Here is a 19,694-nt window from a genome sequence, read left to right as displayed (position 1 = left end):
CGCGCCCAGAACTGTAAACGGAACTCAGGGGCCCTTACTGACGCAAACGGAGCGAAAAATGGACCGTTTTGCTCTATAAGGGCGTACAGTTCCGTTAGAAATGAAATTCGGCGAGTTCCGTGTGTTTACGGTCGCTGAGTTCCGATGCAAATTGCATCCGACTGATTTCGTGCAGTTTGGGTCGCTGAGCCTCGTTACAAATTGCATCCGAGCGATTTCGTGCGCTTTGGGGCGTTGGCTTCCGTCAATACTACGCTCGACTGCTGCGCATCCCTTCCTTCTGCCCCTTCTCCTTTTCGATCGTTTATTCATTCTATACGAGTCAGGTAAAATTCCCCTGCTTTCGTTTGCGTAAAGGATGCACGCTGAAACGCAAAAGAAGCCTGACCGAACGCTCCGGGTTCTGTCAGGCTAATTCCATCCAAACGTCATCTATCCGTCATAGTACGCCGCTCCGGATCAGGCTCATCGCCCCGCGCCGCTGCCTACGGCAGGGCCAGCTTGCCCATCACGGTCTCCCGGGATGCTCCCGTCGCGGACGGCAGGTTGTTCGGCTCGCCATGCAGCAGATTGTTCCCGAAGATCGCGAAGCAGATCGCCTCCTTGGCGTCGTCGGAGACACCGAGCGAAGCCGCCGTCCGCACCTGCTGCTGCGGCAGCAGCTCCGCAAGCATCCGCAGCAGCGTCCGGTTATGAGCGCCGCCGCCGCTGATCACAACCTCGCCGACGGCATGCCGGGGCAGCACGAAATCGGTATAGCTCTGTGCGATGCTGCGAGCTGTGAACGCCGTGAAGGTGGCCACGATGTCTTCCGCAGGCAGCCCAGCCCCTCGCATGCTGGACAGCCACTGCTCGGCGTAAGCCTTCCCGAACATCTCGCGGCCCGTCGTCTTCACCGGCTGCAGCGCGAAGTACGGATGGCTCATCATCTCCTCCAGCAGCGCCTCATGCGGCTGTCCGGCCGCTCCCCAAGCGCCGTCCGCATCATAAGACATCCGGCCGCCCGACAGCTCCCATACCGCCTGATCGATCAGCATATTGCCGGGGCCCGTATCGAAGGCGCTCACTTCATAAGGCTTCGCCGCGCACGGAAGCACGGCGCAGTTGCCGATGCCGCCTATATTTTGCACAATCCGGCCGATGCGCTCGTCGCGGAACAGGATCAGATCGCCATACGGCGTAAGCGGGGCGCCCTGTCCGCCTACGGCCATATCGGCCGTGCGGAAGTCGCCCGCAACAGGACGGCCGGTCAGCTTGGCGATCACCGACAGATCGCCGATCTGCAGCGTCGATCTGACTCCGAACGGATCGGCGGTTGGGTCCGCAGCCACCGGAATATGCCAGATCGTCTGCCCGTGCGAGCTGATCAGATCGATATCGTCGAGCGTCAGGCCCGCTCCCGCCGCCGCCGCTCCCGCCGCCTCGGCGAAGCGCTCTGCGATGTAGAAATTCATCGCGCATATATCCGGCACGGAGGAGCTGTCAGGGCTGCAGAGCCGCTTCAGCCGCTCCCGCAGTTCATCGGTATACGGCACGCTGTGGAAATGGACCAGCTCCGCCCTGGAGGCAAGTCCGCTGCCCGCGATCCGGACCACGGCCGCGTCAATCCCGTCCAGCGAGGTGCCGGACATCAGCCCCACGACCAGGCGATCCTCCTTCTCCAGCACATCGCGCAGCCAGCCGATCATCGCAGACCTCTTCCGGTTCCGGCCGGATAGCGCTCGCCCAGCGACACGGGCAGCTTGCCTTCAGCGGGGTTCAGCCCCAGCAGGGCAGCCGCTGCGCTGCGCATGGCCAGCGGGCGGCTCTCGTAGACCGCGACGAACGTCGCGACCTCCGGGAAAGCGAGCAGATCGTATGGGCTGCGCAGCGCCACAACGATCGGGTCTTTGCCGAAGCGCTGCAGCGCTTCAACCAGCTCCACTTGATCGGCTTCGAGATAAGCATTGTATGTCGCGACGATCACACGCTCGGCATACATGCAGGCGCGAACCAGCTCCTCCTTAAGCTCGGCCGCCCGGCCGAACGGGATGAGCCATTCCGTCTCATTCGCCCCCAGCTCCCGCAGCGCGCGGCCCAAGCTGAATATCCCTTCCGGCGCTTGCTCCTCGGCCAGCGTCCGCACCGCCGGCTCCATAGAGAGCACATACATCGACTGCCCGGGAGCAAGAGGCAGCAGGCCGCTTTCATTTTTCACGATCGTGACGCTTGCTTCGCTGATCCGCTTGGCGGCGGCCAGATGCTTCTCGCTGCCAACCTCGCCGGCCACCCGGCTCTCTTCCCCGGTCTCCACGGCCATCAACACGCCCCGTCTGGCTTTCAGCCGGAGCAGCCGAAGCACGGATTCATCGATCCTCTCTTCCGTTATCCTCCCTTCCCGCACCGCCTGCAGCAGCAGCTCCCACGCTCTCAGCTGACGATCGTGACGATGGCTGATCAGCACGAGATCGGCTCCGGCTTCTACGGCCATCACAGCCGCTTCCGCCGTTCCGAAATGATCCGCGATCGCGTTCATCTCCATGCAGTCGGTCATAATCACGCCTTCGAAGCCGAGTTCTTCGCGCAGCAGCCCCGTCAGCACCGCATGGGACAAAGTTGCCGGCAGCTTCTCCTGTTCATAGGCCGGGAATACGATATGGGCAGACATCACCGAGTCGATGCCGGCCTCGATCACCTTCCGGAACGGGACCAGCTCCACCTGCTCGATCCGCTCTCTGGCATGCCGGACGACAGGCAAGTCAAGATGCGAATCCGTATCCGTATCCCCGTGACCCGGGAAATGCTTGGCTGTCGCGACCATGCCGGCATCCTGCAGCCCCTGAACAAGCCGGACCCCAAACTCGGCGACTCGCTCCGGGTCCTCCCCGAAGGACCGGACGCCGATGACCGGATTGGACGGATTGTTGTTTACGTCCAGCACCGGGGCAAAATTCATATTGACGCCCAGCGCCCCCAGCTCGCAGCCGCATACATAACCGGCCTCGTAGGCCGAATACGCATCTCCTCCGGCGGCGATGGCCATCGCGCCAGGCATCAGCGCTAGGCCATCGGTGAAGCGTGCGACCATGCCGCCCTCCTGATCGACGGCTATCCACAGTGGCAGCCTGCCGCCGTCCGCCGCTGCCGCCTGCAGCGATCGGTTCAACGCCGCTGCCTGCTTTGTGCCGGTGACGTTGCGGGCGAACAGAATAACGCCGCCGATCGCCTGCTCGCGGATCAGCCGCTCGATATCGGCGGAAGGCTCCGTGCCATCGAAGCCGCAGAGCAGCAGCTGGCCGACCTTTTCCTCCAGGCTCATGCCTCGCAGAATAACGGCCGGGTCAGCAGCCTCTCCGTACCGGCCGGCCATCTCACCGCCCTGCTCATAGACTTGCGGTTCCGTGTTCACTCCAATCCTCCTCCTCACTTGTATAAGATATAAGCTTCCCGCTCCTGCATCCACGTCTGCGCTTCCTCGTCGTACCGTTCCATGATCCGCTCCAGACCGTCATCGTCGCCCAGCGTCCGCAGCACAAGACTGTCTCCGGTCAGCAGCTCGATAAACTGCCGGCCGCCTTCGCGTACAGGCGGAAGAAACTGGAATTCATTCGGGTACAGCTCCTGCACGCAGCGGACGAGCGTAAGCCCGGTCCGTACCGCCTCGAACGAGTCCGGATCGGTCACGAACAGCTGAATGCCTCCGCACAGCTCTCCCTGATGCTTCGAGAACGATGGCGAGAAATACATCGGATGCGCATGCGCGCCCGGAAGTCCGTAGGAGGCGAAACGGCGCGCAAGCCGCTCTCCGTCGATCCATGGAGCCCCTATCAGCTCAAAAGGACGAGTCGTTCCCCGGCCTTCCGAAAGGTTCGTTCCCTCAAACAGGCATGTGCCGGCGTATACGCGAACCGTATCGATCGTAGGCACATTGGGCGAAGGCAAAATCCACGGAAGTCCGGTATCCGCATACGTCATGCCGCGCTGCCAGCCGTCCATCAGCACCACGGTCAGCTCGCAGGGACGAGGCAGACGGTCGTTAAACCAGAGGGCGTACTCCCCGATGGTCATTCCCGTCGCATAAGGCGTGCCCGCGGCCGCGCCGACCATCGATTCATATCCCGGCTGGAGCAAGCCACCCTCAGCCTTGACGCCGCCGAGCGGATGCGGACGATCCAGCACGAATAACGGCCTGCCGGCCTCCGCACAGGCTTCTATCATATAAGTTAACGTAGATAAGTAAGTATAGAACCGGACGCCGGTGTCCTGAATGTCGAACAGCACCGCGTCCACATCGGCCAGCATCCCGGCATCGGGTTTCTTCCTCGTGCCGTACAGGCTGTACACCGGGATATCGAGCACCGGATGGCGCTCATCCTCGAATCGTACGCCTGCCTGCCGCTCTCCCCGCAAGCCGTGCTCGCATGCAAAAAGCGCGGAGAGCCGTACAGACGGCAGTTCCGCGCATAGCTCCACCGTCGTGCGGAAGCTCCCTCCGACGCCGGTCGGGTTAGTCAGCAGACCAACCCGGCGACCCCGGAGCTGCGCCTCCAGCGATTGCACACGATCAGCTCCTGCTTTGATCCGATTTCTCATCATCCCACTCATCCCATCGTACCTCCCCATGCTTGTCGCCCGTCTGCTGGCGCAGCTTCTTCCTCCTCATCTGCAAGCACGTTTCTTGTTACCATATTCGCATAGATCGCTGCAATCCCGGCGTACAGCACCGCAAATCCGACCACGGTCGCAGCCAAAACGATCGTGACGCAGACGAGCTGGAAGGCGGCGCCGATCGAATAACCCGGGCGCAGCACAGTCATCTTGACACTGCGTCCGACGGCGCGGAAAAAGGATTCCTGCTTTTGGACGATCAGCGGGAGCGTGTAGAGCTGGGAGACAAATACCATGAGAACAAAATAGGTCTGGAAAATCGCAAGCGCCCAGCCCCACATGCCGTTCGATCGGCCGTAATACCACCAGGTCGACACAAGGATAATCAGGAAAAGCGAGCAAAGCAGGCCGAACAAGACCGACGGGATAAAGTAACGCACCGCACCCGCCAGCATATCCTTCAGCTTCACCCTCTCCCCCTCCAGCATACGGTGCATCGCGTGGAATACCCCGGCTACGAGAGGCGCGTACAGCAAAGGAAGCAGCACGAGCGCCAGACCCGCCGGCAGAAACAGGAGCAGCGGAGCCAGCACCAGCGACGAGACGGCGCTGAACATAAACACCTTCGTCATCTCGCGGTAAACATGGCCGCCGGACTGCACCAGAATTGCGCCAAGACTCTTCATTTCCCGATCCCTCTCTTTCATGGATGATGTGCGGGCTGCTATTCGGACACGATGCGCTGCTCGGTCGCCGGATCGAAATAATGCGCCTTGCTCAGATCAAGCACGAACGACTTCAGCTGACCGACAGCCGCCGTCGTCTCCGGATGCACCTTGGCCGTTACCGTACGTTCGCCTACGCGGAAGTACACAAGATTTTCGGAGCCGAGGTTTTCCACCACCTGCACCGGGGCCATCATCTTGTGATCATGCGCTACGTGAAGGGCGAAGTCTTCTCCGAAAATATGCTCGGGACGAATGCCCAGTATGATCGGCTTGCCTTGATAGCCTCGCAGCGCTTTGGCTGTTTGGTCCGACAGCACGAAGGACCGGCCGCCGTCAATGGTAATTTTGCCTCCGTCCACGACCGCATCCATAAAGTTCATAGCCGGAGATCCGATAAATCCCGCCACGAACATATTGCTCGGCTTGTTGTACAGCTCGGTAGGCGGAGCAATCTGCTGGATGACGCCTTTATTCATCACGACAATCCGCTCGCCGAGCGTCATCGCCTCCACCTGATCATGCGTCACATATACGATGGTAGCGCCCAGCCGCTTGTGCAGCTCCGACAGCTCTACGCGCATCTGAATGCGAAGCTTCGCGTCCAGGTTGGACAGCGGCTCGTCGAACAGAAACACCTGCGGATCGCGCACGATCGCGCGGCCGACGGCCACCCGCTGCCGCTGACCGCCGGACAGCTCGCGGGGCTTGCGATCGAGCATATCGTCGAACCCGAGAATGGCCGAAGCCGCCCTTACCTTCTGCTCAATCTCCGCGGCAGGCTTCTTCAGGTTTTTCAGCCCGAACGACAGATTCTCGCGAATCGTCATATGCGGGTACAACGCATAATCCTGGAACACCATGGCGATGTCCCGGTCCTTCGGATGCAGATTGTTGACGATACGGTCGCCGATGAAGATATCGCCGCTCGTCTGCTTCTCAAGACCTGCGATCATCCGCAAGGAGGTTGTTTTGCCGCAGCCGGACGGGCCAACGAACACGACAAATTCCTTGTCTTCTATCGTAAAGCTCGAACCGGCTACCGCCGTGAAGCTGCCTCTTTTACTGTCTTCATATTCCTTGCGGACATTGTCAAATACTACGCGAGCCATACGTTTCTCCTCCTAGCCCTTAACGGCTCCAATGGTGATACCTTGCAGGAAGTACTTTTGCAAGGAGAAAAACAGCACGATCATAGGCAGCGCCCCGATCGTGGCTCCGGCCATAATGGCTCCGAAGTCCGTCGACTCGGCGAATTTGAAGCTGGCCAGACCTACTTGTATCGTTCTCATCTCATTGCTGCGGGTCACGAGCAGCGGCCAGAAGAAATCGTTCCAATGCGCAACGAACGTGAAGATGGCAAGCACCGCCAAACCTGGCTTGGCCATCGGCAGGATGACCTTATAGAAGATCCCGAACTCGCTGCATGCATCGATGCGGGCCGCGTGAATGAGTGAAGTCGGCAATGTGGACATATACTGCTTCATGAGGAAGATGTTCCCCACCCCTACCAAGGACGGCAGGATGATAGCCGTGTACGTGTCGCCGAGATTAAAGGTGTTGATGACAAGAATGTACAGCGGAATCAAAGTCACTTGCGCCGGGATCATCATCGTCGCCAGCAAGATCCAGAAGATCGACTTGCTGCCCGGGAATTTCAGCTTGGCGAACGCGTAACCTGCGAGCGAAGCGAAGAAGACGTTCGTAACCGTCAGAATGGCCGATACGAACAGCGAGTTGAACAGCCACCGCCAAGCCATCGTTTTGCCGAAAAACCGCTCATACGGAGCCACGGACCAGATCTCGGGGATCATCTGCGGCTGGAAGGTAGCCGAAGCCGAGGAGTCCTGGAAGGATCCGATAAACATCCAATACAGCGGAATGATGGTCATAAATGTCCAGAACGACAGCACGATGACGGCCAGAGCGATAAGGAACGATTTGGTTGTTTTAGTCATCTGTCATCGCCCCCTAGTACTCGATATCCGTCGAGAAGTATTTGAATTGCACGATGGAGATGATGACGATCATCGCCGCCAATACGAAGGATTGCGCTGAAGCCAGGCCGAACTCGTAGTACACGAATGCGGTATCGTAGATCAAATAAGCGATCGTTGTTGTCGCAAAGTTAGGTCCGCCCTGTGTCATCAGATAAACGCTGATAAACACCTGGAACGACATGATGACGCCGGTCACGAGCAAATACAAGGTTGTCGGCTTCAGAAGCGGCCAAGTAATCTTCGTAAACTGTCTCCACGCGCTGGCATGGTCGATATCCGCGGCTTCGTAGAGCGACTTGGGAATGCCGCCCATCGCGGCGAGGTACAAAATAATTCCGCTGCCGTGAGAGCTTAAGTATGTCATCAGCATCAGGGAGAAAAGCGCTGTGCTCGATTGTCCAAGCCACACGACCGGCTCCAGCCCCATCAGGCCCAGCACCTTGTTGAACAGCCCTCCGGAGGTCGGGTCGAACATGGCCAGCCAAACCAGCGAGAGCGTAACGCCCGATGCAACGGACGGCAAATAAAGCGCGGCTTTGAAGAAGGTCTGCCATTTATTTTTCATCTGAAAGATCAGATAGGCAAGCACGAAAGTAATAATAATATTAACCGGAACGGTGCCGATCGTGAAGACGGCCGTGTTCTTCATCGCTTTCCAGAACACCTCGTCCTGCATCAGCCGCGTATAGTTGGCTGTACCGATCCACTTGGAGCTCAAAACGCCATATTCCTGGAAGCTCATGATGAAGGCCGAGATCACGGGATATAACGTAAAAATCAGAAACAGCAGCACAGGTACGGCAATAAACAGGTATGCCCAGCCATAATCGCGCCAAAACCCGCTGCGCGGCGTCCGTTCGCTTCCCCCCGTGCGCTTGACCGCTGAAGTTTGTTGCATGAGTTTCTCCTTTCCTGAAGGCCAACTGCATTCGTGTGGTGGTGGCAGGTGCGTGCGGATACAAAGAAAGTACATCCGGGAAGCCCGCGCCCTTCTCGGGCTGTCCATCGCTGCGCTGCCGCAATCGGACGGCTTCCCGTTTGTACTCTCCATCTTTCATCGCTACAAGCTTTTTGAAGCCCGGCCGTTAAGCCTGCTCCTTATTGTCCAAACATTTGCTTGCCTTTGTTCTTGAATTCCTCCGCAGCCTGCTCGGCGGTTTTCTCGCCGGCCAATACGGCCTGGAAGTTCGGCTTGACGACTTGCTCGTTGAATTGCTTCATCTTCGCGGCTTTATCGACATCCAGGTTCAATTCGACCGGCATCGCGATGTTTTTCGCCATCGTTTGGGCAGCCGTAATGTTCACCGGATTCGCCTTGCCTTTGCCTTCGAATTCCTTCGCTTGCGACTTTCTCACGAATGGCAGGGACAGCTCGTTGGCCGAATTGCCTGCTTTCGCGCCGCTGAGCGCTTCCATGACGAGGAACGTGTTTTTGGCGTGCTGCTCGCCTTTATCCGCCTTCTGCTTGAAGGCGACATAACCTTCTCCGCCCATCGTCGTTTTGGCCGGATGTTTGTCATGGTGAGGCACCGGCAGCAAAATAAACTCGATTTTCTCGCCCTTGATCTTGCCGGCATCGATATCCTTATTGCGGTTCTGAATCATAACGTCATAATAAGGGATCGCTTTGCTGATGATACCGGCTTGGCCCGCGTAGAACATTTCCGTCCGCTTGGCCGGCGCCAATGCCGCGCTTTCCTTCGGCATAATGCCGTCTTTGACCAGAGCTTGCATAAACTTCAGCGTATCGAGGATACGGTCGTCATTCCACTGGAACTTGCCGTCCTTGTCCAGCACATCCGGCATGCCGGCGTTGCGGGACAGCATTTGGATGAAGTCCAGGCTTGTTCCGTCCGTTACAAGGCCGTATTGCGGAGTTCCATCGGCCAGCTTCTTCGTCATTTTCTTAGCCGCTTCGTTGAATTCGGACCAGGTCCAGCCGTTCGCCTGAATCTTCTTCCAGTCGATGCCGGCTTCCTCGAGAATACGCTTGTTGCCGCCCCATGCCCATTGGAACTGGTAAATCGGCAGACCGTATTGCTTGCCTTGGATTTGTCCGAGCTCCAGCGTGCCCGGCACATAGTCATTTTTTATTTCCGGAGTCAGGTACTGGTCCAGCTGAAGCGCCAGGCCCGTATTGACATATTGTCCGGCTACCGAGTGGAAATACAGATCCGGCGGGTCGCCCGCGTTCAGCGCAACGTCGAATTTTTTGGGGCCTTCCGCCCAGGAGAGCATTTCGTATTCAATCTTGATATGCGGGTTCGTCTTGTTAAAGTCGGCGATCAGCAGCTTCAAGTCGTCTTCATAGGTGCCGTGTACCGGGTACGTCCATACTTTGACAGTATCCGGCTTCTTGTCATCTCCCGCAGGAGCGGCTGTGCCGTTCTCGGCAGGCTTGCTGCCTCCGTTCGAACAAGCGCTGAGAGCCAGTGCACTAATAACCATCAAGGATAACCATTTCGTACGATTCATTCGAAATCCCCCTAAGTTATATCATATAATAGTAGAAACCGAGCGTTAATGGCCTAATTCGCGAATCGCCGCGCGGCTCCGTTCCAGGTACTCGACGGACTGCTCGTAATTGCGGCTTGCGACCCCCAGATACAAAATATCGATCACATTCAGCTGCGTAATGCGGGAAGCGGTCGCGCCACTGCGGATTTCGTTCTCCGTGGAGGAAATGCACAGCGGAATCTGGGAATAGGCGTGCAAAGCGGTATTGCCGTATTTCGTGATGCTGATCGTCGTCGCTCCGCGTTCGGAAGCCGCCTTCAGCACGGCGATCACCTCGCGGGTTTCGCCCGAATAGGAGATGCCTACCGCCACGTCCTTGCTCGTCATCGTCACCGCAGTCGTAAGCTGCATATGAGGGTCGGCAAAGGTGAAGGACATGCGGTTGATGCGCAGAAATTTCTGCTGGGCATCCTGAGCGATCAACCCCGATGCGCCAAGACCGAAGAAAAAGATGCGCTCGGCCCGGTTCAGTGCGTCAACAGCACGCTCGACGGATTCGACGTCCAAAATTTTCACCGTGTCGCGAATCGACTGAATATTGTTCGCAGATACGTTTTGGATCAGGGTGGCAATCGAATCATGCTGGCTGATCTCTTGATAACCTTGCTTGCCCGGGACTTGGGCCGATTCCTGAAGATCGCCCGCGATTTTCAGCTTCAGATCCGGGAATCCCTTTAAGCCAAGCGACTTGCACAATCTGACGATCGCTGCCTGGCTCGCTCCGCTGTAATCGGCTAACTGGGCGACGGATAACTCGACAACCTTCTTCGGATTGCCCAGGATATACTCCCCGACTTTCTTCTCGGATGGTGTCAGTTCATTAAGCGCTTCTCTTAAGCGGACAAGACCGCCATTCACTTCTCTCAGCCCCTGACCTTTTGAATTCGCTTCCAGATGAGTCTCATTATAAAATGACTGAAACTAAATTTCAATATATTTTTTTAACATAAAATTTTGTTTTACATGGACGACCCTTTTCGTTTATACTCAAGCTATCCTATTACAGTTAACATTCGATGGCAGGAAGGTGAATTCAGGTGAAGCTATTCATTGGCGTGGACGGCGGGGGAACGAAAACAGACGTCTACGTCGCAGATGCCGATGGGAATGAGCTCGGCCGGTACATCGGCGGCTCCACCAATCCCCACTCCGTCGGCTTTGAGGTTGCCTCCTCCCGGTTAGGCTCCTATCTGATAGAAGCACTCGCAAGCGTTCGCGCAGGCATGCCGGAGAACAGCCATGATCGTGAAGCTGACGCTTCCGTTCAGACCGCAGCCGTCCCTGCCGCACGTTATTCCGGACAGCTCGGGGTGTGCCTGGCATTGTCCGGGGTGGATACACCGGAAGAGCGTGAGAAGGTGTCACGGGCCATAACGGCCATATTAGAGCAGGCAGGCATCTGTACCGAACTTTGCGTTACAAATGACGCGGAAAGCGCTTTGATGGCGGCACTGGGCCGGGAATACGGCATGCTGGCTATTGCGGGCACAGGCTCTATTGTTTTCGGCCGCACGCCGGATGGCGCTCGCTATCGTGTCGGGGGTTGGGGGCATCTGCTTGGAGACGGCGGCAGCGGCTACCGGATCGGACTTGACGCGCTGCAAGCCATTATGCGCAGTTATGACGGCATCGATCCTCCCACGTCCATGACGAAGGCCGTCCTCGAGAGCCGTGGCTGGACGGAGCTTCTTGAACTGAAGGCCTATATCTACGGACCGCAGATTCATAAACAGCATATCGCCGAGTTTGCACGCGTCGCCATTGGGGCGGCCAGTGAGGAAGACCCCGCCGCTATGCGGATCGTCAAGCGCAACGCGCTGGAGCTTGCTGCGCAGGCAGAGGCGCTGGCGCTTAAAAACCGCTGGTTCGCACAAGACAGCTTAGGGCTTGGCGGCTCTATATTCAAGCACAGCGCCTTGTTTGAATCCATCTTTCGCAGCCGGCTGGCCGAAGCGTTGCCGGATCTCCGGCTTCAGCTATCCGACAAGCCACCGGCTTATGGAGCAGCCAGGCTGGCGGCGGCCCGACTCTCGTCTGACTGCTGAGCCGGGGATAGGGCATACCGCAATTGTAACCCGCCGCCCGGCAGAATGATACTCCCCATCCGGGCCAATACTTTTCATAAAGGAGCAACATCATGCAGATACATCAGTTAAGCGAATTGACAACAGAGCAAGTAAACCCGCGCACGCAGCATATTGACGAACTGCCCACCGAGCAGATTCTCGCATTAATCAACAATGAGGACCGGCTCGTTGCCGACATTCTCCAAGGGATGATCCCGGAGCTGGCCAAAGCGGTCGATCTGATCGTCGCTTCCTTCAAGCGGGGCGGCAGATTGTTTTACATCGGCGCGGGCTCGAGCGGGCGCATCGGGATTCTGGATGCTTCCGAATGCCCTCCCACGTACGGCACGCCGCCCGAGATGGTTCAAGGGCTGATCGCCGGCGGCTTTCAGGCCGTGAAGGATGCGGTAGAAGGCGCGGAAGACAGCGAGGAGCTCGGGATGGCCGATATTGACGCTAACCGGATCGGTCCGGATGATGTCATCGTCGGCATCGCCGCCAGTGGCCGAACGCCCTATGTGCTCGGAGCCATGAAGCGCGCCCGCGCTGTAGGCGCCGGCGTCATCGGGCTATGCAACAATGCCGGGACGCCCATGGCGCCTTTGTCGGACATCTTGCTGGAGGCAGTTGTCGGTCCCGAGGTCGTGATGGGCTCCACCCGTATGAAAGCCGGTACGGCGCAGAAGCTGATACTTAACATGCTGACCACGAGCTCCATGATCCGGATGGGTAAAGTATACGGCAACCTCATGGTCGATGTGCTTCCCTCCAACGTGAAGCTGGTTCACCGGGCCAAGCGGATTATCCGTCTGGCTACCGAAGCCTCCGACAGCCAGATCGAGCAGGCGTATCAAGAGTCAGGCGGCCATGTCAAAACGGCGATCGTCATGATTCTCGGCGAGGCTACCGCTCAGGAAGCCCAGGAGGCTCTGAATGCCACAGGCGGCTTCGTGCGGAAGTCGCTGGAGCTGCTGCTGAAGGGATCGGCTTCCGAAGTCAAAGAAAACGGATGAGACGGCTGACAGCCCGGACTCGCTGCAACGGCGATCCGGGCTTTTCGCATGGCATGATAGCGATATGCTGAACGGGAGCTCCGCTCTTTACAAGCTCTTGTCACTTCGATATCGCCCGCCGGATCATGTCTGCTCCGATCAGAAGCAGCGGCAGCAGCAGACCGAAGGTCAGTGCATATGAAAACCAAACTTCCGAAGCAAAGGCCCGGAAGTACACAATATTCGGGTAAGCCACTAACGAAAGCACGGTCATGCTCATGCCGAGCGGCAGCAGTAAAATACGGGCGCTTTGAATTTTAAGAATTTGAGCTAGCCCCAGCGCAGAAGCATAGAAGCAGATCACCAGCTTGAAAAAGATCGTCAGGAACCAAATGACGGCCATCAGTACCTCGATGCGCTGAAGAAATTCGCCGATGTGAATTTTTTTCGCCAGCGTATAGCTTGGAAATGCATGTCTGGACGTAAAATCCCAGCCAAGCACGAGCACGCACAAGGCCGTAAGTGCCACTAGGATAGCGCCTCCAAACATAGCGCCGGCAATGAAGGCTTTGCCGGCTTTCTCCTTCTTATTGACATAGGGGAGTACCATCAGAAACACAACCAGCTCCAGGTAAGGAATCCCCAATATGCTGAGTCCTCCACGAATAAGCGGTTTGAAGCCCGCTTCCAGCACCGGTTCGATTCGATCCAGCTTCATCTCCGGCGCAATGACGGCCACCAGCACAAAAATGAGGAAAAGAACCCAAGGAGTAAAAACTTCAGATGCTCTTGCAATAACTTCCAGACCGAGCCGTACCCCCGCAATGACGATAAGCGTAAACATAATATGGATAGCTTGAATCGGCGTTTCAGGCATCACGATCGTCGTAATGAAGTCGCCGATATTTCTCAGGACAAGCGACGAAAGCAGAAAGAAAAAGGAGACAAATAAAAGACCGACGGCTTTGCCGAGCCACTTGCCAAGAATCGCCTCGCTGTATTCCACCAGAGATTTCTCCGGATGGCGCTTGGCCAAATGATTGTACATAAGCAGCAGCAGGAGCCCCATTCCTCCGCCCAAGATAGCGGAAATCCAGGCATCCTGCCTTGAGGCGGAGGTAAGCGACGAGGGAACGATCAAGATGGCGCTGCCCAAACTAAACAGCATGACCAGGATTTTAAACTGGCGAATGCTGATTTTACCCTGTTCAACCATATCCTCCCCTCCCTTCGGCCTTTATTTTAGTAATGCAAAGATTGCCTCATTCATCGGCTTGTAGATAACGGCTATCACGTCAAGCGGATTCAGAATTTCTATTTGCATCGCCTGGGCGATGCTGCCCCCCGTGCCGCAGCCAAGCAGCACGATAAAGACCGCTATCTCCCTTTTCGTGCGCGCTTGGCGTAAAACAGGCCATTCCACCGCGATAATCAGAGCCGCAACGAGAACGATGGCTATATTCCACACCTGTTTCTACTCCTTCCACTTCTCAATAAACGACTCGACCACCGAACCGGTGCGGCGAAGTTCAGCTTTGACCTCAAGCTGAACGGGAAGATCGACAAAATAGTCCATCCAGTTCTGCTCGATGCTTCTCCAAAAATCCGGATTCGCACGATGCAGCGCATTGCCGAACCCGAATACATCTGCCCGGTATGTCTTGGCTTTCTTCACAGCGGACTCCATCTTATCCTTGATTTGTCCGGAAACCTTCGTCTCCAGCCAAGTTACGGTGCGGGGATTGCCCAGATCGATACCGCAGGCAATTTCCGAAATATTCCCCTCCACCCGCAGGCTGACATGAATGGCCGGACGGCCATTCTCTACCGCTCCCTTGACCTTATGCTGGGTTCGGATCACTTCCATGCCTGCATATCCGCCATTCGGGCATGCGACGCTTTCAATGGTGCTTCGAATATTCCCGAGAATATAATTGTAACCTTTGCTTTCAGCGGTATTGAACCAGCCGGCAAGCGCATCCTCCCGGAAAACGGCAACCCCGTTATATTGCTGGATAGCCGGAGGCTGAACGAAATTCAGATTGGCCATCGACTCTCCTGTATCCGCATTGCCAATCACTCGAATGGCCGACAAGGCCGGATCCTTTCCTTTGCTGACCAAATCAAAAATAACCCCGTGCAGGTCAACCCTGGCCGTAGCTCCCCAGCTTTGCTCCGTCGTCTCCAGTGAGGTAAACAGTTTATTGGACGGAATCTTGTCTAACGGCGTTAATATCTTGAGCACCTCCCGAGCCGTCGTGTCCTTGGCGACCATCATATAGAAATCGGTTCTGAATTCATGGTCCCTGGAAAGAATATCCAGTATTTCAGCAATACCTTGACGGGCTAATTCTTCTCCGACGACAAGAATCCGTATATGGGACAAGTAAATTTTACGGGGAGCGGTAGCCGTAAGCTCGCGCATCGATTCAAACACCGTCTTCCCCTCCGAGGCTTTAAGCGCGATGACCGGCGCACGGACGCCTCCGCCCTGCTTCGCTGCGATCTCTGCAGGATTTATTAACTGGACGGTAACTTCATAGCCGTTATCGTGCTTATCAATCCCCAAAGCGGAAGCCACCATAAGCTCGTTAAGCTCTCTGCGGTTCCAGCAGCCTGTCAAAGTCAAGATGGCAAGCACAAGTATACCGAGCTTCATCAATGTGTTTCTCATGGGACTCAACCCTTAAGTTAGTTAGTTAGTCGTTCGGTCGTCCGACTTCGGCGCCGCGCCGCTTTGCCCCCGGACGATATTGGTCTGGCCCGTCAGCCTTGGTCTTGTCAAGAGCGCCCAATGCGGAAGACGGAATATATTATCCTTCTGGTCCTCCTGGATGTGCGGCGCGAACGGCGCCATATAGGGAATGCCGAAGGAACGCAGACTGCACAGGTGCAGCACCATAGCGATCAATCCCACAAGAATGCCGAACAGTCCGAATGAGGCGGCAAGCAGCATCAGCGCGAAACGGATCATTCGTAAGGAAATTCCCATACTGAAGGAAGGGATGACAAAGTTCGAAATCGCCGTGATGGATACGATGATGACCATCGCGGGACCAACCAGCCCAGCATCGACGGCCGCTTGCCCGATGACCAGCGCCCCGACGATCGAAACCGCCTGACCGATCGCCCTAGGCATTCGAACGCCAGCCTCCCTTAATATTTCGAAGGTAAGCTCCATCAGCACCGCCTCAATAAAAGCCGGAAACGGAATGCCTTCCCGCTGCGCCATAAGCCCGATCAGCAGGGATGTTGGAATCATCTCCTGATGGAACGTCGTAACCGCGATATAAGCGGCAGGGGCGAGCATCGAAATAAACAGAGCGATATAGCGGAGTATGCGGATTAATGTGCTGATGTCCGCCCGCTGGTAGTAGTCCTCGGCCGATTGAATAAAATGAGTGAATAATGCCGGGGCAAGCAGCACAAAGGGCGTGCCGTCTACCAAAATGGCTACGCGCCCTTCTACCAGGCCGGCCGCTACCACATCCGGACGTTCCGTATTGTACACAGTCGGAAAGGGTGAGAAGGTTTCATCCTGGATGAACTCCTCGATATATCCGCTTTCCAGAATAGCATCGATGCAAATCCGCTGGAGCCTCTCCCGCGCTTCATTCACAACCTTCTCATTCGCAATGCCTTTGATATACATCAAAGCCACATCCGTTTTCGTCACGCGCCCGATTTGAAACATATCCAGCCATAGATAAGGGTCTTTAATCTTTCTGCGAACAAGCGCCGTATTCGTCCGCAGCGTTTCGGTAAAGCCATCGCGCGGTCCCCGGATAACCGTCTGCGAGGATGGCTCCGAAATCCCCCGTTCCTTCCACTCCCTTGTACTTGCGGCAATGGCCTGCGCGTAGCCGTCGACGACGACGACGGTATCTCCAGACAGCACAGCCTGAAATAGCTCGGAGTAATCATAGATTTCCACTGCCTCGCCTATTTTCAAGATCGACTGGATCAGCAGCTCCGGCAAGCGGCTCGTATCCTGCTGCGTGCAAGCCCAAGCCTCCTTCATGTCGATGAGGAGCGCTTCCATAACATCGGAGACATTGGCCAGGCCATCCGTATAAATGATAGCCGCCTGCACCGGCTTGTCCTGTGTTAAGGCAAACTCGCGAATTATGATGTCGGGGCTGTTACCGGTCGTAGCCCGTACCTTATGAAGCAGGTCGCGCAGGCGGGCCTCCAAGGGCTCCTTCTTCTCGCCCGGAGGAGGGACGCTGGAAGCGCGTTTGGGCTTTTTGCCGAAGAGCTGGGATAAAACGTTCATATGCTGGGATCACCTCGGTTTGTCTCTTAGCATTGTTGCCCTAACCGCGATCATATTAAACGTCGTTTCTGAAATTACACCGTGCCGGAATGATATAGGCTGGAAACAACCGCCCGAAGCGAATAACGAGCAAAGGCGGCCATGCTTGGCCGCCTTTGTTCGTTCATTTTTCATATTTATAACCTGAATCTGCTTATTTGCTTCATGGCATTAAAAAGGGCATTTTCGCAATCGGGTAGAACCCGGTGGAAATGCCCTTTATTTTTAGTTGTCGGTTTCTTCGCCAGCTTTCTCTGAATAGGCGCGCAGCCCTTTCAACATTAGAGGAGATATTGCGATTTTGGACTTCTCCGTGTCAAGCTGGCCATATTGGTTATACCCCCAGCCATAGAAAAGACCGTCCGCTCCAATAGCGCCGCCAATGAAATACCCGGCGGCTATTTGACTGGCTTTTACCGGAAGATTCACGCGTACAGGCACAGCTGAAGACTGCTGAGAATCGATTCCCAGCTGTCCGAAGCTGTTAGCGCCCCAGGACCAAACCGTTCCATCCGCCTGCAGCGCCATGCTTGTCATCGCTCCAGCTGAGATTTCGATCACATCGGATAGCGAGGCTACCGGTTGAGGTACTGCCAAGCTGGCTTTATCTCCATGCCCCAGCTCTCCATATAAGTTCTGACCCCAGGACCATACTTTTCCATCCTTGGTTACGGCCAGATTGTGGTACATGCCCGTGGAAATGGCAGCCACATCCTGAAGTCCGGCTACCTGTATCGGCTGCAAACGACTCACTTCTGATCCGTCGCCGAGCTGTCCGAACTCATTGCTCCCCCATGCCCAGACCGTCCCGTCTTCCTTCAAAGCCAACGTATGGGCCGCTCCTGCTGCGATGTTCACAACGGATGTGATACCAGCTACTTGGACCGGTACGCTCCGGCTTTGATAGGTCCCGTCTCCCAATTCGCCCGAGGAGCTGCTTCCCCAGGTCCACACCGTGCCATCGTTTGTCAGAGCTGCGCTGTGAGTAAAGCCCACTGCTACCTGACCGACATCCGATATGGAAGATACCTGTACAGGAGAATCGGCATTAATGGTCGAACCGTCACCCAATTGGCCAAACTCATTATTTCCCCAGGCCCAAAGAGTTCCGTCCTCTTGCAGTGCCAGCTGATGGTTTCTTGAGGCTACTGCTATGACGCGGTCCAATCCTTCAATCCGGACAAGTGCATAGGAAGCATCGCTTGCTTCTCCCTGACCCCACTGCCATAGCCCGCCTGCAGAGTCTACAGCGAAGCTGTGAGCAGTTCCTGCTTGCAGCATCGGAGTCACGGACGCCGGTTTGTAGACAGCGGCCGACACTTGTGTGGCTGTGCCATAGACGACACCCGATACATTTGCTGGCTGCTCATTTTGAAGCGCGTCTTCGCGAGGATCCGCCTCTCCATAAACAGCCGACGCTACATCGGAGACATTCTCATTGACAAGTGCTGCCTGAACCACGATCGCTTGCCGGGAATCCATCACGGCACCCGGCTCGTTATTGGATAACGCTGATTGAGCGATGCTTAGGGGCAGGAGCCCCGTGGCTAGAACGCTCCCCCATATTATCTTACGTTTATTAATCACAGCATCCTCCGCCAATCCTGGATTTTATCCCTTAGAGTTGCGTTGCAAATCCCATACGGCCGAGCGAAGTCCGAAGCTGTCACTCGGGCTTCGCTCGGCTGCGATTTATGGGATGTTATTCCCTTGTGCTTCTGTCATTTGATGTATGGACCAAACAACTCCCTGGTTTGAATTACCGCCGACATTGATCGGAATCGTCAAGCCGTCCGGAACGTAAACCAATTCGATGACGTCGCCCTGCATCAGGTCAACCTCACCGTCCAACGTAACGGTAGCGCTGCCCAGTATGGTTCTCAACGTCAGTACGAGTGCGACATTCACGTTTAAGACAGGAAGCTGGCCCGTGATCATATCACCGTTATTGGTGCTTCGAATAACAAAAGCAGGATCTACTCCAGCACCTTGCGATATTGTAATAGCAGCGGTTGTACTGTAATTCACGGTTGCTTTGATCGAGTAGCGGCCTGTTGCAGGAACCGTATATTTTCCGGTTGTATTGTTAAAGCCTGTTCCACTATAAAAAGGACTAGAAACGTTCCAGCCACTGAGAGTTGCTCCTGTAGTTAAGTTCGTCATAGGCAGCTTAGCCGAGAATCCAACATCAGACAACGAGCTTCCGCCTCCTGCAGGTCCTGGAGGACCTTGCAGACCTTGTGGACCTGCCGGGCCTTGTGGGCCTGCAGGACCTGGCAAACCTTGCGGTCCTGCCGCTCCATCGGCTCCTGCCGGGCCTTGCGGACCTGCGGGACCTGGCAAACCTTGCGGACCGACTGCACCGTCGGCTCCTGCTGGGCCTGCCGGACCTTGCGGACCTGCGGGGCCAACTGCTCCATTTGCTCCTGCCGGACCTTGCGGACCGACTGCTCCATCCGCTCCTGCCGGACCTGCCGGGCCTTGCGGACCGA

Annotated in this window: 18 protein-coding genes; 2 read left to right on the top strand and 16 right to left on the bottom strand. The window is 56.3% G+C overall.

The genetic code is table 11. From position 1 onward, the window contains the following. Nucleotides 1-485: 485 nt before the first annotated feature. From BLR08_RS15310 to BLR08_RS15270, 9 genes are all read right to left on the bottom strand, one after another. Nucleotides 486-1,688, bottom strand: coding sequence for an anhydro-N-acetylmuramic acid kinase (locus BLR08_RS15310; protein ID WP_072332300.1), 1,203 nt, complete (start codon nucleotides 1,686-1,688; stop codon nucleotides 486-488). Further along, nucleotides 1,685-3,388, bottom strand: coding sequence for a beta-N-acetylhexosaminidase (gene nagZ / locus BLR08_RS15305; protein ID WP_371117342.1), 1,704 nt, complete (start codon nucleotides 3,386-3,388; stop codon nucleotides 1,685-1,687). Before nagZ ends, BLR08_RS15310 begins: the two co-directional genes overlap by 4 nt. A gap of 14 nt (nucleotides 3,389-3,402) precedes the next feature. After that, the gene (locus tag BLR08_RS15300) at nucleotides 3,403-4,584 is read right to left on the bottom strand and encodes an exo-beta-N-acetylmuramidase NamZ family protein (RefSeq protein ID WP_256257679.1); all 1,182 of its coding nucleotides are present in this window, start codon (nucleotides 4,582-4,584) and stop codon (nucleotides 3,403-3,405) included. Then, entirely contained in the window at nucleotides 4,581-5,273 is a 693-nt protein-coding gene (locus BLR08_RS15295; protein ID WP_072332303.1) for a hypothetical protein, read from the bottom strand. Before BLR08_RS15295 ends, BLR08_RS15300 begins: the two co-directional genes overlap by 4 nt. 38 nt (nucleotides 5,274-5,311) lie before the next feature. Beyond that, nucleotides 5,312-6,424, bottom strand: a complete 1,113-nt coding sequence (locus BLR08_RS15290; RefSeq protein WP_072332308.1) for an ABC transporter ATP-binding protein — start codon at nucleotides 6,422-6,424, stop codon at nucleotides 5,312-5,314. A gap of 12 nt (nucleotides 6,425-6,436) precedes the next feature. Then, complete coding sequence (locus BLR08_RS15285) at nucleotides 6,437-7,204, bottom strand: carbohydrate ABC transporter permease (protein WP_371117370.1); 768 nt, start codon at nucleotides 7,202-7,204, stop codon at nucleotides 6,437-6,439. Nucleotides 7,205-7,283: 79 nt separating this feature from the next. Continuing rightward, entirely contained in the window at nucleotides 7,284-8,210 is a 927-nt protein-coding gene (locus BLR08_RS15280) for a carbohydrate ABC transporter permease (RefSeq protein ID WP_072332314.1), read from the bottom strand. A 200-nt stretch (nucleotides 8,211-8,410) separates the two neighbouring features. Next, a complete protein-coding gene (locus tag BLR08_RS15275; protein ID WP_072332317.1) occupies nucleotides 8,411-9,787 on the bottom strand; it encodes an ABC transporter substrate-binding protein in 1,377 nt (458 codons plus the stop codon). 45 nt (nucleotides 9,788-9,832) lie between these two features. After that, the gene (locus BLR08_RS15270) at nucleotides 9,833-10,687 is read right to left on the bottom strand and encodes a MurR/RpiR family transcriptional regulator (protein WP_072332320.1); all 855 of its coding nucleotides are present in this window, start codon (nucleotides 10,685-10,687) and stop codon (nucleotides 9,833-9,835) included. 179 nt (nucleotides 10,688-10,866) lie between these two features. Between BLR08_RS15270 and BLR08_RS15265 the strand changes: the two genes are divergently transcribed. Together BLR08_RS15265 and murQ are read left to right on the top strand one after the other, a co-directional pair. Continuing rightward, nucleotides 10,867-11,874, top strand: a complete 1,008-nt coding sequence (locus BLR08_RS15265; RefSeq protein ID WP_072332323.1) for a BadF/BadG/BcrA/BcrD ATPase family protein — start codon at nucleotides 10,867-10,869, stop codon at nucleotides 11,872-11,874. 92 nt (nucleotides 11,875-11,966) lie between these two features. Continuing rightward, nucleotides 11,967-12,908, top strand: a complete 942-nt coding sequence (gene murQ / locus BLR08_RS15260; protein WP_072332326.1) for an N-acetylmuramic acid 6-phosphate etherase — start codon at nucleotides 11,967-11,969, stop codon at nucleotides 12,906-12,908. A gap of 100 nt (nucleotides 12,909-13,008) precedes the next feature. On the opposite strand, the gene BLR08_RS15255 is transcribed toward murQ, so the two are convergent. The 7 genes from BLR08_RS15255 to BLR08_RS31430 form a co-directional block, all read right to left on the bottom strand. Beyond that, complete coding sequence (locus BLR08_RS15255; RefSeq protein ID WP_072332328.1) at nucleotides 13,009-14,103, bottom strand: GerAB/ArcD/ProY family transporter; 1,095 nt, start codon at nucleotides 14,101-14,103, stop codon at nucleotides 13,009-13,011. A 21-nt stretch (nucleotides 14,104-14,124) separates the two neighbouring features. Beyond that, nucleotides 14,125-14,355, bottom strand: coding sequence for a hypothetical protein (locus BLR08_RS15250; RefSeq protein WP_072332331.1), 231 nt, complete (start codon nucleotides 14,353-14,355; stop codon nucleotides 14,125-14,127). Nucleotides 14,356-14,361: 6 nt separating this feature from the next. Next, nucleotides 14,362-15,561, bottom strand: a complete 1,200-nt coding sequence (locus BLR08_RS15245) for a Ger(x)C family spore germination protein (protein ID WP_072332335.1) — start codon at nucleotides 15,559-15,561, stop codon at nucleotides 14,362-14,364. A gap of 21 nt (nucleotides 15,562-15,582) precedes the next feature. After that, the gene (locus BLR08_RS15240) at nucleotides 15,583-17,163 is read right to left on the bottom strand and encodes a spore germination protein (protein WP_072332338.1); all 1,581 of its coding nucleotides are present in this window, start codon (nucleotides 17,161-17,163) and stop codon (nucleotides 15,583-15,585) included. Between the two features lie 264 nt (nucleotides 17,164-17,427). Next, nucleotides 17,428-18,684, bottom strand: a complete 1,257-nt coding sequence (locus tag BLR08_RS15235) for an RCC1 domain-containing protein (RefSeq protein ID WP_072332341.1) — start codon at nucleotides 18,682-18,684, stop codon at nucleotides 17,428-17,430. A gap of 210 nt (nucleotides 18,685-18,894) precedes the next feature. Continuing rightward, nucleotides 18,895-19,398: a hypothetical protein gene (locus BLR08_RS31730; RefSeq protein WP_083537263.1), complete on the bottom strand. Its 504-nt coding sequence runs from the start codon at nucleotides 19,396-19,398 to the stop codon at nucleotides 18,895-18,897. After that, nucleotides 19,362-19,694, bottom strand: a 333-nt coding sequence (locus BLR08_RS31430) for a hypothetical protein (protein WP_218131575.1), incomplete at its 5' end; no start/stop codon positions are given. The genes BLR08_RS31730 and BLR08_RS31430, both read right to left, overlap by 37 nt.

Source organism: Paenibacillus sp. cl123, from assembly GCF_900101595.1.
In the GTDB taxonomy this organism is placed as follows: Bacteria; Bacillota; Bacilli; order Paenibacillales; family NBRC-103111; genus Paenibacillus_G.
This window is presented reverse-complemented; position numbering and strand designations above follow the sequence as displayed.

Coding starts and splice junctions, on each gene's coding strand:
- BLR08_RS15310 (WP_072332300.1), bottom strand. CDS start 1,688: ATGATCGGCTGGCTGCGCGATGTGCTGGAGAAGGAGGATCGCCTGGTC.
- BLR08_RS15300 (WP_256257679.1), bottom strand. CDS start 4,584: ATGAGTGGGATGATGAGAAATCGGATCAAAGCAGGAGCTGATCGTGTG.
- BLR08_RS15295 (WP_072332303.1), bottom strand. CDS start 5,273: ATGAAGAGTCTTGGCGCAATTCTGGTGCAGTCCGGCGGCCATGTTTAC.
- BLR08_RS15290 (WP_072332308.1), bottom strand. CDS start 6,424: ATGGCTCGCGTAGTATTTGACAATGTCCGCAAGGAATATGAAGACAGT.
- BLR08_RS15285 (WP_371117370.1), bottom strand. CDS start 7,204: ATGACCATCATTCCGCTGTATTGGATGTTTATCGGATCCTTCCAGGAC.
- BLR08_RS15280 (WP_072332314.1), bottom strand. CDS start 8,210: ATGCAACAAACTTCAGCGGTCAAGCGCACGGGGGGAAGCGAACGGACG.
- BLR08_RS15275 (WP_072332317.1), bottom strand. CDS start 9,787: ATGAATCGTACGAAATGGTTATCCTTGATGGTTATTAGTGCACTGGCT.
- murQ (WP_072332326.1), top strand. CDS start 11,967: ATGCAGATACATCAGTTAAGCGAATTGACAACAGAGCAAGTAAACCCG.
- BLR08_RS15255 (WP_072332328.1), bottom strand. CDS start 14,103: ATGGTTGAACAGGGTAAAATCAGCATTCGCCAGTTTAAAATCCTGGTC.
- BLR08_RS15245 (WP_072332335.1), bottom strand. CDS start 15,561: ATGAGAAACACATTGATGAAGCTCGGTATACTTGTGCTTGCCATCTTG.
- BLR08_RS15240 (WP_072332338.1), bottom strand. CDS start 17,163: ATGAACGTTTTATCCCAGCTCTTCGGCAAAAAGCCCAAACGCGCTTCC.
- BLR08_RS15235 (WP_072332341.1), bottom strand. CDS start 18,684: ATGGATTCCCGGCAAGCGATCGTGGTTCAGGCAGCACTTGTCAATGAG.